The following is a 14,195-nucleotide window of genomic DNA, read 5'->3' as shown; positions in this document are numbered from 1 at the left end:
GGTGGTGTTAGGATGGAGATAAATTTAGAGAAGGTTGATGCAGTAAGAGACAGAACAGGGGTTAGCTATAAGGAAGCTAAAGAAGCACTAGAAAAGTGCGGTGGTGATGTGATAGATACTATAATCTACATCGAAGAAAAGAATGGTGGTACATGGGGTGACAACTTATCTGATAAGAGTAATGAAGTGATGGATAAGGTTAAAGAAATACTTAAAAAGGGAAATGTAACTAGGATTCAATTAAAAAGAAATAATGAAATAGTTATGAATATTCCCATAACCGCTGGTGCCATAGGAGCAATAATCTCTCCACCTATAGCAGTATTAGGTTTAGCTACAGCTCTAGCTTCTAAATGTAGGGTTGAGATAGTTAAGGATGATGGAGAAGTAATAGACGTAAATGAGATGACTAAGGAATCTATTGATAATGTAGTAGACAAAGTGAATGAATATAAAGATAAGTTTGAACCTAACGGATCTTCTGAATTTGAAAAAAAAGATGAAAATGACTTTTCTAATGAATTTTCTAAAGAAGACCAAGATAAGTAACTTTACATTTTGTGGAGTATATGTTAAAATCTATTAAAGTAATAAGTAAAGCTGTGATGGAGAAGAGTAGTCAAGTACTGTTATAAGAGAGAGTTGGTGATGGTGGAAAGCCGACATAACACCTTGGTGAAGGGAGCTCTTGAGCTACTAGAAAAAAGAGGATACATATGATTATGTATCAATTAGGGTGGAACCGCGGAAGTAACTCTTTCGTCCCTTTTTCAGGGATGAAGGAGTTTTTTTATTGTAAAATTATGAATAATTTAAAGGAGGCATTTATATGGCTATGGAAAAGACTATGGACAAAATAGTTGCTTTAAGTAAAAATAGAGGTTTTGTATTCCCAGGATCAGAAATCTATGGAGGATTGGCAAATACTTGGGATTATGGTCCATTAGGTGTGGAATTAAAGAATAATGTTAAAAAAGCATGGTGGAAAAAATTCATTCAAGAATCTCCTTATAACGTAGGTTTGGATGCAGCAATTTTAATGAATCCACAAGCTTGGGTAGCATCAGGTCATGTGGGAGGATTTAGTGATCCACTACTTGATTGTAAAGATTGTAATTCTAGATTTAGAGCAGATAAATTAATTGAAGATTTCATGGCAACAAAGGGAGAAGAAGCTGTAGTTGATGGATGGTCTAATGAGGCTATGGAAAAATATATCCATGAAAATGAAATCAAGTGTCCGGAGTGTGGAAAGTTAGACTATACTTCCATTAGACAATTTAACCTAATGTTTAAAACTCATCAAGGGGTTACAGATGATTCTAAGTCAGAAATATATTTAAGACCTGAAACGGCTCAGGGTATATTTGTAAACTTTAAGAATGTGGCTAGAACTAGTAGAAAGAAGATGCCATTTGGAATAGGACAAATAGGTAAATCATTTAGAAATGAAATTACACCAGGTAACTTTACTTTTAGAACTAGAGAGTTTGAACAAATGGAGCTTGAATTTTTCTGTAAGCCAGGAGAAGATTTAGAATGGTTTAACTACTGGAAAAACTACTGTAAAGATTGGTTATTAGGTTTAAATATAAGTGAAGAGAGTATTAGATTAAGAGATCATGATGCGGATGAATTATCTCACTATAGTAACGCTACTACTGACATAGAATTTAAATTCCCATTTGGATGGGGTGAACTTTGGGGAATAGCAGATAGAACTGATTTTGACTTAAAGCAACATATTGAGCACTCTGGTGTAGATTTAGTTTATCATGACCCTACAACTAATGAAAAATACGTTCCTTATTGTATTGAACCATCATTAGGTGCAGATCGTGTTACATTAGCATTCTTAACAGAGGCTTATGAAGAAGAGGTATTAGAAGATGGAAAGACAAGAACGGTTCTTAAATTCCATCCTGCATTAGCACCATTTAAAGCAGCAGTATTACCACTTGCTAAGAAATTAGGTGAGGAAGCTGAGAAGGTATATAAAATGCTAGCTTCTAAGTACATGATAGATTATGATGTGACAGGAAGTATTGGTAAGAGATACAGAAGACAAGATGAAATAGGAACACCACTTTGTATAACTTTTGATTTTGACTCATTAGAAGATAAATCTGTAACAATTAGAGATAGGGACACAATGGAACAGGTAAGAATTAAGATTGATGAATTAGATAAATATATTGAAGAAAAAATTAAATTTTAATTAATTAGTATGACAGAAATAATTATTTCTGTCATATTTTTTTACTTACAAGGAAATTATAAATTTTCCAATCTGTGGATAAGTAAAAAAGTAAGGGGTTGTAGGGGAATCATTCTCCTGCCTCTCTAAAAGAAGGTTTTCGGATTGGGTTAACATATGCCTGTGGGAACAATGAGGTCCCGCAGGTCATATGTTTTTATGTTTTTTTTATTTTTTTTAAAAAAAAGGTGGAAATAACATGAAAAATTTGCTAGAATTCTATATGTAGGATAACACAAATAATAAAAAGTATAACACATATAAAGGGGTGGTAAAAATCGGACTAACAAATAGACAAGAAAAAATAATAAATATAGTTAAAGAAAACCAGCCTATAACTAGTGAAAATATAGGTAAGATTTTAAATATAACAAGGGCAACATTAAGACCGGATTTGGCTATTTTGACTATGACTGGTATTTTAGATGCAAGACCAAAGGTTGGATATTTCTACTCCGGTGAAAATAATGCCAGTTTGAAGTTAGATTATATGAAAAATATTACAGTTAAAGATATAATGTCCATTCCCGTATTAGTGGATGAAAAAGAGAGTGTATATGAAGGCGTAACAAAATTATTTCTAGAAGATGTGGGAACCATATTTGTAATATCAAAAGAATACTTAGTTGGAGTGGCTTCTAGAAAAGATTTTTTAAGGGGCTTAATGGGGGGAATAGATATGCACAAGGTTCCCATAAGTCTCATTATGACTAGAATGCCTAATATAATAACCGTATCAGCAGATGAAAGTGCCATAATGGTTGCTATGAAATTAATAGAACATGAGGTGGATAGTATGCCTGTAGTAGATGCAATAAAAGAAAAGGACAAAGAATATTTAAAAGTAATAGGAAGAATATCTAAGACTAATATAACTAGACTATTTGCAGAATTAAAAAGTAGCAAGGAGGAATAAGTATGGAAAAAAATTTATTAGTATATATATTATCGGACTCTATTGGGGAAACAGGAGAACAAGTACTAAGGGCAGCCATAAGTCAATTTGAGTGTAAAAACTTTCAAATTAAGAGATTTCCATATATTTCTGATGAAGAACATATAATGGAAATTATAAATGAAGCAAAGGAAGAAAAAAGTATAATTGTATTTACCATGGTAGTACCAGAACTTAGAAATTTAATAATTAATGAGGCTAAAAAGAATAATATAGAAACTGTTGATATAATGACACCTCTTATAGATCCATTAAAAAGAATTCTTCATCAGGAACCTAAATATGAGTCTGGTCTTATCAGAAAGTTAGATGAAAAATATTTCAAAAAAGTAGAGGCAATTGAATTTGCAGTTAAATATGATGATGGAAAAGATCCTCGTGGTCTAAAAAAGGCAGATATTGTATTAGTAGGAATATCAAGAACTTCAAAGACTCCGCTTAGTATGTATTTGGCCCATAAAAACATAAAGGTGGCAAATGTACCATTAGTGCCAGAAGTTCCTGTTACAGAAGAAATTTTTAATGTTGATCCTAAAAAAATAATAGGATTGACTACAAATCCAATAAAATTAAATGAAATAAGACAAGAACGTTTAAAGGCACTAGGATTAGGTAGTGAGGCTAACTATGCTAGTATGGATAGAATATTAAAAGAATTAGATTATGCTGAATCCTTAATGAAAAGATTAGGATGTCCAATTATAGATGTATCTAATAAGGCAGTAGAAGAAAGTGCAAATATTATTTTGAATATAATAAGAACAGTTAATAAATAATAAAAGCAGATTAGAAAAAAATACTAGGGGGATTAATAAAATGAATAAATTTGTATATTCTTTCACAGAAGGTAACAAATCTATGAAAAGCATGTTAGGAGGAAAAGGGGCTAATTTGGCTGAAATGAAAAAAATTGGTTTACCTGTGCCTGCTGGATTCACTGTAACTACAGAAGCTTGCAATAAGTATTATGAAGATGGAGAGGAAATAGAGACTCATATAGTAGATGAAATATTAGAGCATGTGGCTAAAATAGAAGAAGAAACTAACAAAGTACTTGGTTCAAATGAAAATCCATTGTTAGTATCAGTAAGATCAGGGGCAGCCATATCCATGCCAGGAATGATGGATACCATATTAAATTTAGGATTAAATGATGAAACTGTGAAAGTTTTATGGGAAAAAACTAATAATAAGGAATTTGCCTATGATTGTTATAAAAGATTTATTCAAATGTTTTCCGATGTAGTGTTAGGCATTGAAAAATATAATTTTGATTCTATAAACAATAATGAAGATGACATAGAGGTTATTATTGAACAATATAAAAAAATAGTAAAAAAGGAAACTAAAAAGGAATTTCCACAAGACCCTAAAGAACAACTTATGATGGCAATAAGAGCAGTTTTCGATTCATGGAATAATCAAAGAGCTATAATCTATAGAAAGATTAATAATATACCTGATGAAATAGGAACTGCAGTAAATGTTCAAGCTATGGTATTTGGTAATATGGGAGAAACTTCAGGTACTGGTGTGGCATTTACAAGAAATCCATCTACAGGGGAAAAGGTATTATTTGGAGAGTTTCTGACTAATGCTCAAGGGGAAGATGTGGTAGCAGGAATAAGAACTCCTAAGGACATATCAGAACTTAGAGATGTTATGCCTGAATTGTATGAAGAATTTGTTGGCATTACAAAATTATTAGAAGATCACTATAGAGATATGCAAGATATTGAGTTTACTTTTGAGGATAAGAAATTGTACTTATTACAAACTAGAACGGGAAAAAGAACTGCAAAGGCTGCTATTAAAATAGCAACAGATTTAGTTGAAGAAAAAGTAATAAATAAAGAAGAAGCTCTTTTAAGAATAGAGATAGATAAATTAGATCAACTTCTTCACCCTACTTTTAAAGAAGATTTCTTAAAGGATGCAACTAAAATGGCTAAAGGAATAGGCGCATCTCCAGGAGCGGCAAGTGGAAGAGTATACTTTACTGCAGAAGATGTGGTTAGGGAAGCTGAAAAGGGAGAAAGGATCATGTTAGTTAGACAAGAAACTTCTCCAGAGGATATTGAGGGAATGATTAAGGCAGAAGGAGTATTAACGGTTCATGGAGGAATGACATCTCATGCTGCTGTTGTAGCTAGAGGAATGGGAAAATGTTGTGTAGTAGGATGTGGAGAATTATCAATTAATGAGAAAGCTAAAACTTTAACAGCTAATGATATAGAGATAAAAGAAGGGGACTATATATCAATAGATGGAGCAAGTGGGGTTGTATATAAGGGTCTTGTAGAAACGGAAGCTACAAAACTAACTGATGATTTTGAGACAATCATGAATTGGGCAGACGAGATTAAGAGGTTAGGAATCAGGGCTAATGCCGATAATGAACGTGATGCGAAAGTTGCTATAGAATTGGGAGCTAAGGGAATTGGCCTTTGTAGAACAGAACATATGTTCTTTGATGAAGAAAGAATCAATACAGTAAGACATATGATTATAGCAGAAGGAATAGAGGAGAGAAAAGAAGCTTTAGATAAATTATTACCATTCCAAAGAAAAGATTTTGTAGAAATATTTAATGTGATGAAAGAATTGCCTGTAACTGTAAGATTATTAGATCCACCACTTCATGAATTCTTACCACATGGTGAAGAGGATATTAAAAATCTTTCACAGATACTAGGATATGATTATGAAATGTTAAAAGAGAGAGTGGAGAGCTTAAAGGAATTTAACCCTATGTTAGGGCATAGAGGTTGTAGACTTGCAATTACTTATCCTGAAATATATGTAATGCAAGTAAGAGCTATTATGCAAGCAGCTATAGAGGTAAGTAAATCTAATGAATTTACAGTGAATCCAGAAATTATGGTACCTTTAGTTGGCGATGTGACTGAATTAAAGATCATAAAGGACTTAATAATAAATGAAATTGAAAAAGTTTTTGAAGAAGAGGACGTGAGAATAGACTATAAAGTTGGTACTATGATTGAAGTGCCAAGGGCTGCTCTAACTTCTGATGAAATTGCAGAGGAAGCAGACTTCTTCTCTTATGGAACTAATGATTTAACACAAACTACACTAGCTTTTTCTAGGGATGATTCAGGTAAGTTTATAAACGAATATAGAAACAAAAATATATTTGAGAAGGATCCATTTGAGGTATTAGATACAAAGGGAGTAGGTAAATTAATAGAAATATCTTCAGATTTAGCTAGAAAGACAAAGAAAAATATTAAACTAGGTGTTTGTGGAGAACATGGAGGAAATCCACAATCTATAGAGTTTATAAATAAACTAGATATAGATTATGTATCTTGTTCACCATACAGAATACCAAAGGCAAGACTTGCATCAGCTGTAGCTGTAATAAAAGAAAAAAATAGATAATAATTATAAATGACATGGCTAAATAATATTTTTAGCCATGTCATTTCGCTTTTGTTAGAATTTAGATTTTATGGGTATGTTAAAAGGAATAAAAAAAAAAGAATTGTATAATATTATATTACCAGGGTATGAAAGGGGTATGCTTATGAATGGGAGAGTTTTAACAGAAGAAAGAGAAGAAAAACTATCTAAATATGCAGCTAAATCATACTTGTCAAAGGGGAGACGAAAATTAGAAGAAAGATGTGACATAAGAACTGTATATCAAAGGGATAGGGATAGAATAATACATTCAAAATCCTTTAGGAGGTTAAAGGATAAAACCCAGGTATTTATAGCCCCAGAAAAGGCTCACTATAGGACTAGACTAACCCATACCCTAGAAGTGGCACAAATATCAAGAACCATTGCAAGAGCCTTAAACTTAAACGAAGATTTGACAGAGGCTATAGCACTTGGTCATGATTTGGGTCATACTCCCTTTGGTCATTGTGGAGAGGAAATTTTAAATGAGATTCATGAAAATGGATTTAAGCACAATGAACAAAGTTTGAGAATAGTAGATTTCTTAGAAAAGAAAGATGCGTTTGGTTTGAATTTGACTTATGAGGTAAGGGATGGCATATTAAATCACACAGGCAATAAGGAACCATTTACTTTGGAAGGGCAGATTGTGAAAATAAGTGATAGAATAGCTTATATAAATCATGATATAGACGATGCCATAAGAGGATCCATATTAAAAGAATCTCAATTACCTAAGGATTGTCTTGAAAAAATAGGAAATACCCATAGTCTTAGAATAAATAATATGATACTAGATATAATTAATAATAGTGATAATAAAGATAGAATACAAATAAGCAAAGAAATGAAAATATATATGGACAAATTAAGAGAATTTATGTTTAAAGAAGTATATTTAAACCCCAAAGCTAAGAAGGAAGAAAAAAAGGCTCAAAATATTATAAAAGAACTATATTATTATTTCTTAGAAAAGCCGGAAAAGTTGCCAATAGAAATAGTTGAGAAAGTACAAGAAAATAGATTAGTAGAGGCTGTTAAAGATTATGTGGCTGGCATGACAGACAAATATGCATTAAAAAAATATATGGATATATTTGTTCCTAAAGTGTGGAGGGAATAGTTCTGAAAATTTTGGATTTTATATTTTGTATAAATTAAAGAAGGATTAAGAAGTTGGGTGTCGAATATTGAAAGACGTGGATTAAAGATAATGTAGAAAAAAGGAAATAAATGTAGACAAACATGTTTCTATATAGATGTAGATTTAGTAAAAACAATATATACAATTATCCCATTAATACAAGTCATGTCACCAAGTGCTTCACAAAAGAAATATGTATAAATATGTTTCTTAGGCCTTTGATATGACTATTATTAATGAAGGATGATATTTTTAATATCTTCCAATGGAAAGCTTTTTTCAATCCATAAATATAAAAGAACTTAGAAAGAAAATGGAAATTACTTCTTCGAAGAATTTAAGAAAGAAGTTTCTTAAAAGGAGGGAATGTTAATAAATAAGGTGTAAAAGAAATATTTTAAGCACATGTGGTTAAAATATCTTTTAAACATAGTCCTAGAGGTAATGGATAAGTAATTGCTAAATGAAGAAGGAAATTTAATCTGTTTGGAGAAAATGTACATAAAGGGACTATGTAGGTGATGAATATGAATGTAAATGAACATTTAATAGATGAAATTAAAAGTAAAAATAATATTATAGAAATAATATCTGGCTATACGCAACTAAAGCAAAATGGAAAAAATCATAAGGGGTTATGTCCATTTCATAATGAAAAGACACCATCCTTTATAGTTTCAGAAGACAAGCAATTATATCATTGCTTTGGATGTGGCCAAGCTGGAGATGTGATTGAGTTCATATCTAAGAAAGAGAACTTGGATTTTATAGATTCATTAAAATTCCTAGGAAATAGAGTTGGTATAAACATCGAAGAAAAAACTTTAAACAAGGAAGAAAAAAAGGCTGTAGAAGAAAAAACAAAGATATATGAGCTCAATAGGGAAGCAGCCATCTTCTATTACAAGAATTTACACAAAAGAGGCGCCCAAGCTTTAGAATATCTTTCAAATAAAAGAGGTCTAAGTATAGAGACAATAAAAAAATTTGGATTAGGATATGCCTTAAATGAGTGGGATGCTTTAAATAAATATTTACTAAAAAAAGGATATAATCAATCATTAATATATAAGTCTGGTTTGGTTTTACAGAAAAAAGAAAAAAAGGGATTTTACGATCGATTTAGAAATAGAACTATATTTCCAATATTTAATACTACGGGGAAGGTTATAGGATTTGGAGCTAGAGCAATAGGAAATGAAATGCCTAAATATTTAAATTCACCACAAACTCCTGTATTTAATAAAAGTAATAATTTATTTGGACTAAATATTGCAAAGAATGAAATAAACGATAATAAAAGAATAATAGTGGTCGAAGGATATATGGATGTAATATCCCTATATGAAAAAGGAATTAAAAATGCTGTTGCATCTTTAGGTACGGCACTAACTAAGGGACAAGGGCAATTATTAAAAAGATATGCAGACAAAACATACATATGCTATGACTCGGATGTGGCGGGGCAAACGGCTACCCTACGAGGTCTTGATATACTAACTGAAGTAGGATGTGAGGTTAAGGTTATAAGCCTTAAGGGTGCTAAAGATCCAGATGAATTAGTTAAAGAGCATGGCAAAGAGGCTTTTATAAAGTATGTGAATAGTGCTTTAACTTTAGTTGAATATAAGATTAGTTTGGCTAAGGAAAAGTATAATATTAAAACTACGGAGGGGTCCATTAAGTTTGTTCAAGAGATTACTCCCATACTTAAAAATCTCAAAAGTCCAGTGGAAGTAGATGCATATATTAGCAAAATTTCTTCTGAAACAGGAATTTCTAGAAAGGCTATAAATAAAGAATTTTATGGCAATAATAAAGAGAAAAATCCTGAAAGTTTTAAAAAGTATAGAAGCAAAAAAGATAGGAATAATAATAAATATAACATTATACCTGAAAAACCAATAAAAAAGCAAGGGTATTTTGAAGCTGAAAAAATACTTTTAAAATTAATTATAGAGAATGAACACATGTACAAGGAAATAAAAAACAATTTCACTTATGACAAGTTTATAAGTTCTAATATAAAAAACATAGCAAAATTTGTATATAGAGCTTACGAAACTAATTCTTTAGATAAAGATGAAATATTAAAAGAATTGGAAATTGAAGAAATAGGATTATTCCATGAAGTAAATAAAATTGTTTTGCCGGAAGATAATGTTGATAAGATGTTAATAGATTGTGTAAATACTATAAAAAAACACAGACTCATATTAGAAAAGAATGGCATAGAGAAGGAACTTAAAATCATAGAAAAAAAAGAAAAGAAATCTAAAGAAGAGATTGTGAGGATAAGAGAGTTATGCATAAACTACGAAAAAATATTGAAGGAACTAAAAAAGATGTAGAGGCCTTTGAAGGGAGGGAATCTTAAAATGAGCAAGAGAATAGATAGCAAAAAACTGCTACTAGTTAAAAAACTAGTGGATAAGGGTAAAAAAACGGGAATGCTTACCTATACGGAAGTTATGAATACTTTAGAAGAAGTTGACATAGATAAGGAACAAATTGAAGAGGTTTATGATAACCTATCTTCTATGGGCATAGAAATCGTAGGAGAAAAGGAAACTGTAAAAGAAAAAACTGAAGAAGAAGAAACTGTTAATATAGATATCTCTATCCCTAAGGGTATTAATATAGATGATCCAGTAAGAATGTATTTAAAAGAGATCGGAAAGGTGCCACTTCTTTCTGCAACAGAGGAAATTGAACTTGCAAAGAAAATGGAACTGGGAGATGAATATTCTAAAAAAAGACTCTGTGAAGCTAACCTTAGACTAGTTGTAAGTATAGCTAAACGTTATGTGGGAAGAGGTATGTTATTCCTGGATTTAATACAAGAAGGTAATTTGGGCCTGATTAAAGCTGTTGAGAAGTTTGATTGGAGAAAAGGATATAAGTTTAGTACATATGCTACTTGGTGGATAAGGCAAGCAATAACGAGAGCCATTGCGGATCAAGCTAGAACTATAAGAATACCTGTACACATGGTTGAAACTATAAATAAATTAATAAGAGTATCTAGACAATTGCTTCAAGAATTAGGAAGGGAACCTAAGCCAGATGAGATAGCTAAGGAAATGGATCTTCCAGAAGAAAAGGTAAGAGAAATCTTAAAAATAGCTCAAGAGCCTGTATCTTTAGAAACTCCAATAGGAGAAGAGGAAGACAGTCATTTAGGAGACTTTATTCCTGATGATGATGCTCCAGCACCAGCAGAAGCTGCAGCCTTTTCTATGCTAAAGGAACAATTAATAGAAGTATTAGATACCTTAACTCCAAGAGAGCAAAAGGTACTAAGATTAAGATTTGGATTAGATGATGGAAGAGCTAGAACCCTAGAGGAAGTGGGTAAAAAGTTTGATGTAACAAGAGAGAGAATACGTCAAATAGAAGCGAAGGCTTTAAGAAAGCTTAGACATCCAAGCAGAAGTAAAAAGTTAAAGGACTATTTAGAATAAAATAGGGTGTGACAAAAGGTTTTAGACCTTAGTCACACTTTTTTTGCGAGGTAGAACATTTATAATGGAGACCAACGCTGCTTCCTGGAGCCATATTCTATGTCTTCATTCTTTTCCTTAGGACTTTCCTTGGGTTTGGTCTCTTCATAAAGTTCTTGAGCTTCTGCTTGCCAGTCAGAAGTAGTTCCACCCCATTTAAAATGGACAGAAGATTTAGGGGCGTTATTTTTATTTTTATTCATATCAAAACCTCCCTATAATTATTTTTCATTAAAATGAGTTAAAATATATTGAAAAAGATAAAATACTATAAAGTACTAAAAAGGAGATATACATGAAATTAACTAAAAGATTAGATAAAATAGCAAAATTTGTTAAAGAAGGAGCAAAAATTGCTGATATAGGAACTGATCATGCTTATATACCCGTATATTTGGCAGAGAAAAATATAGTTAATAAGGCTATAGCCTGCGATGTGAATGAAGGCCCACTTAATATAGCTAAAAAAAATATTAAAGAAAATGAACTAGAAGATAAAATAGAAACAAGAATTGGTAGCGGATTAAAACCTCTAAAAATGGGAGAAGTAGATACGGCTATAATAGCTGGTATGGGAGGTCTATTAATAAGTACCATACTAGAAGAAAGTATTGAAATTGCCAAGAGTTTAGATAGATTAATACTACAACCTATGGTAGCACAAGAAGAATTAAGGATTTGGCTTAATGAAAATGGATTTACGATAGAGAAGGAAGCCTTAGTGAAGGATGAAGGTAAAATGTATGAAGTCATAGTGGCAAAGGTAGGACATGAGTACATTGAAGATTCCATATATTTTGATGTGGGAATAAAGTTGATAGAAGATAATGATCCTTTGTTGAAGGAGTTTGTTACAAATAAAATAGCCAAATATGAAAAATTATTATATAATCTAAGTAAGCAAAAATCTTTTGAAGAAGATGAGAAGTATATAATTCATAAAGAGAAATTAAAAAAGCTTAAAGAGGTGCTAAAATGCCTAGAAAGTTAAAGAGTCTAATAAGAAGTATAGAAAGAATAGCTCCTAAAAAGCTAGCGGAGAAATGGGACAATGTGGGTCTTTTAGTGGGAGATATTAATAGTGATATAAATACTATATTGGTGGCTTTAGAAGTGACTAGTGAAGTTATAAATGAGGCTATAGAAAATAGGGTTGATATGATAATAACTCATCATCCTCTTATTTTTGATAAATTAAAAACTGTAGTTAACGATAACCCCATAGGAAGTATGATTCATAAATTAATAAGAAATAATATTAGTGTATATGCTATGCATACAAACTTAGATGTGGCTTATGGCGGAACTAATGATTTGTTGGGAGACTTAGTAGGTTTAGAAAATAAAAAAGTATTAGTACCTACTATGAAAGAAGAATATTACAAAATAATAGTATATGTGCCTACAAGTCATAAAGATGAAGTTATGGATAGTATATGTAGGGCAGGAGCCGGCCATATAGGGGAATATAGTCACTGTACTTTCCAAAGTATAGGAGAGGGAACTTTTAAGCCTACAAAGGAAGCTAAGCCTTTTATAGGGGACGCTGATAGATTAGAATATGTAGAAGAAACTAAATTAGAGACTATTGTTTCTAAAAATGATTTAAACAAAGTTATAAACAAAATGATTGAATCCCATCCATATGAAGAAGTGGCTTACGATATATTTAAATTAGAAAACAACATATTGAAATATGGATTAGGTAGAAGTGGAACTATAAAAGAGGCAACTCTAGAAGAAGTTTGTAAAAACATAAAAGATAAACTTGGACTTATATCATTAAAAGTAGTAGGAAACATGGATAGAAAAATAAAGAAGGTTGCTTTATGTACAGGTAGTGGAGCGAGTTTTATTAGCAATGCCCATGCACTAGGCTGCGATCTTTATATAACAGGAGATGTTAAGTACCATGATGCACAAAATGCTAAAGAATTAGGTATTTGTGTAATTGATGCTGGTCATTTTGAGACTGAAAATATAATGTGTGATTTGATGGCTGAATATTTAACTAAAGAGCTTAATAATGATGTGAAAGTTTTAGTATCCAAATTAAATATTAATCCATTTAAGACTGTATGAGAATAGGCATGTGCCTATTCTTTTTGTATATATAAAAGGAGGAGATTTTTATGGTTAAATACTTATTTGAGCTTCAAGAGATAGAGATTAATATATTAAAAAAGGAAAAGGAACTGGAAGTAATAGAGAAGGCAGATGATATAAAGAAGTATATAATTCAAGATAAAAAGATAAGAAAGTATATAGAAAAAATGAAATCTGTTCAGAAAAAATATAAAACTGAGTCTAAATTATTAGAAGATCATATAAAAGAACTGGAAAACACAAAAGAGGATATGAAGAAAAAGCTATACAGCGGAGAAATTAAAGACACAAAGGGATTAGAACTATTAATTGAAAAGGAAAAAAGATTAGAAGAAAGTATAGAAGCCTATACGGGGAGAATGTTAGATAGAATTGAGAGCCAGGAAAAGGTAGAAGAAGAATTAGGAAAGTATGTAAAAAAAGCAAAAGATATAGGGGCTAGGATAAATGAATTATTAAAAGAAAGAAAAAATAAAAAGGAAATATTAGAAAAAGACCTATACAATTTAAACAGAGAAAGGGAAGAAATAAAAAGGATTATACCGAAAGGTAACTTAGAATTATATTATAGTATAAAAGAGAAAAAAGTTAAGCCAATGGCTTATGCAAAGAATGACATATGTAGTGGATGTCACATGGATCTACCAATAGAAATAATAGAAAGAATTGATAAAGGTAATATGGAATTATGTCCTAATTGCAGAAGGATAGTAGTAATATTAGGAGAATAATGAAAAAAAAGGATTTTGACAAGGCCTAAATACTGTGATAAGATGTAACTTGTCGCAAGAAAAAGTAAATAAA

At 31.2% G+C, this 14,195-nt stretch carries 12 protein-coding genes and 1 other annotated feature; of the genes, 11 read left to right on the top strand and 1 reads right to left on the bottom strand.

The window, feature by feature from the left end; translation table 11 throughout:
- The first annotated feature begins 12 nt into the window (after positions 1 to 12).
- The 8 genes from CCE28_RS12100 to rpoD all read left to right on the top strand — a co-directional run bounded on the left by CCE28_RS12100 (position 13) and on the right by rpoD (position 11,246).
- On the top strand, positions 13 to 549 hold the full coding sequence (locus CCE28_RS12100; protein ID WP_095133984.1) for a DUF4342 domain-containing protein: 537 nt from the start codon (positions 13 to 15) through the stop codon (positions 547 to 549).
- Positions 550 to 593: 44 nt separating this feature from the next.
- Positions 594 to 770, top strand: a binding site (T-box leader).
- A gap of 59 nt (positions 771 to 829) precedes the next feature.
- The gene (locus CCE28_RS12095) at positions 830 to 2,218 is read left to right on the top strand and encodes a glycine--tRNA ligase (RefSeq protein WP_095133983.1); all 1,389 of its coding nucleotides are present in this window, start codon (positions 830 to 832) and stop codon (positions 2,216 to 2,218) included.
- A gap of 307 nt (positions 2,219 to 2,525) precedes the next feature.
- Positions 2,526 to 3,173 carry a helix-turn-helix transcriptional regulator gene (locus tag CCE28_RS12090; RefSeq protein WP_095133982.1) on the top strand — a complete coding sequence of 216 codons (648 nt, stop codon included), beginning with the start codon at positions 2,526 to 2,528 and terminating at the stop codon, positions 3,171 to 3,173.
- A gap of 2 nt (positions 3,174 to 3,175) precedes the next feature.
- Positions 3,176 to 3,988, top strand: coding sequence for a pyruvate, water dikinase regulatory protein (locus CCE28_RS12085; RefSeq protein WP_095133981.1), 813 nt, complete (start codon positions 3,176 to 3,178; stop codon positions 3,986 to 3,988).
- Positions 3,989 to 4,028: 40 nt separating this feature from the next.
- On the top strand, positions 4,029 to 6,614 hold the full coding sequence (gene ppdK, locus CCE28_RS12080; RefSeq protein WP_095133980.1) for a pyruvate, phosphate dikinase: 2,586 nt from the start codon (positions 4,029 to 4,031) through the stop codon (positions 6,612 to 6,614).
- Positions 6,615 to 6,759: 145 nt separating this feature from the next.
- On the top strand, positions 6,760 to 7,761 hold the full coding sequence (locus CCE28_RS12075) for a deoxyguanosinetriphosphate triphosphohydrolase (RefSeq protein ID WP_095134127.1): 1,002 nt from the start codon (positions 6,760 to 6,762) through the stop codon (positions 7,759 to 7,761).
- 548 nt (positions 7,762 to 8,309) lie between these two features.
- The gene (gene dnaG / locus CCE28_RS12070) at positions 8,310 to 10,133 is read left to right on the top strand and encodes a DNA primase (protein WP_207652900.1); all 1,824 of its coding nucleotides are present in this window, start codon (positions 8,310 to 8,312) and stop codon (positions 10,131 to 10,133) included.
- 27 nt (positions 10,134 to 10,160) lie between these two features.
- Complete coding sequence (rpoD, locus tag CCE28_RS12065) at positions 10,161 to 11,246, top strand: RNA polymerase sigma factor RpoD (RefSeq protein ID WP_095133978.1); 1,086 nt, start codon at positions 10,161 to 10,163, stop codon at positions 11,244 to 11,246.
- 59 nt (positions 11,247 to 11,305) lie between these two features.
- Here rpoD and CCE28_RS12060 read toward each other — a convergent pair whose 3' ends face one another.
- Entirely contained in the window at positions 11,306 to 11,488 is a 183-nt protein-coding gene (locus CCE28_RS12060) for a hypothetical protein (RefSeq protein WP_095133977.1), read from the bottom strand.
- 92 nt (positions 11,489 to 11,580) lie between these two features.
- Between CCE28_RS12060 and CCE28_RS12055 the strand changes: the two genes are divergently transcribed.
- From CCE28_RS12055 to CCE28_RS12045, 3 genes are read left to right on the top strand one after another with little or no spacing between them, the layout of a single operon-like run.
- Positions 11,581 to 12,276, top strand: coding sequence for a tRNA (adenine(22)-N(1))-methyltransferase (locus CCE28_RS12055; RefSeq protein WP_095133976.1), 696 nt, complete (start codon positions 11,581 to 11,583; stop codon positions 12,274 to 12,276).
- A complete protein-coding gene (locus CCE28_RS12050) occupies positions 12,261 to 13,367 on the top strand; it encodes a Nif3-like dinuclear metal center hexameric protein (RefSeq protein ID WP_095133975.1) in 1,107 nt (368 codons plus the stop codon). The genes CCE28_RS12055 and CCE28_RS12050 overlap by 16 nt, the downstream gene beginning before the upstream one ends.
- Before the next feature lie 50 nt (positions 13,368 to 13,417).
- Positions 13,418 to 14,122 (top strand): zinc ribbon domain-containing protein, encoded by a 705-nt coding sequence (locus CCE28_RS12045; RefSeq protein WP_095133974.1) that lies wholly within the window; start codon positions 13,418 to 13,420, stop codon positions 14,120 to 14,122.
- The last annotated feature ends 73 nt before the right edge of the window (positions 14,123 to 14,195 follow it).

Origin of the sequence: Anaeromicrobium sediminis (assembly GCF_002270055.1) — a bacterium.
Taxonomy (GTDB): Bacteria; Bacillota; Clostridia; order Peptostreptococcales; family Thermotaleaceae; genus Anaeromicrobium; species Anaeromicrobium sediminis.
Note: the sequence above shows the minus strand (reverse complement) of the source record. Positions and strands in the feature narration are given on the sequence as shown.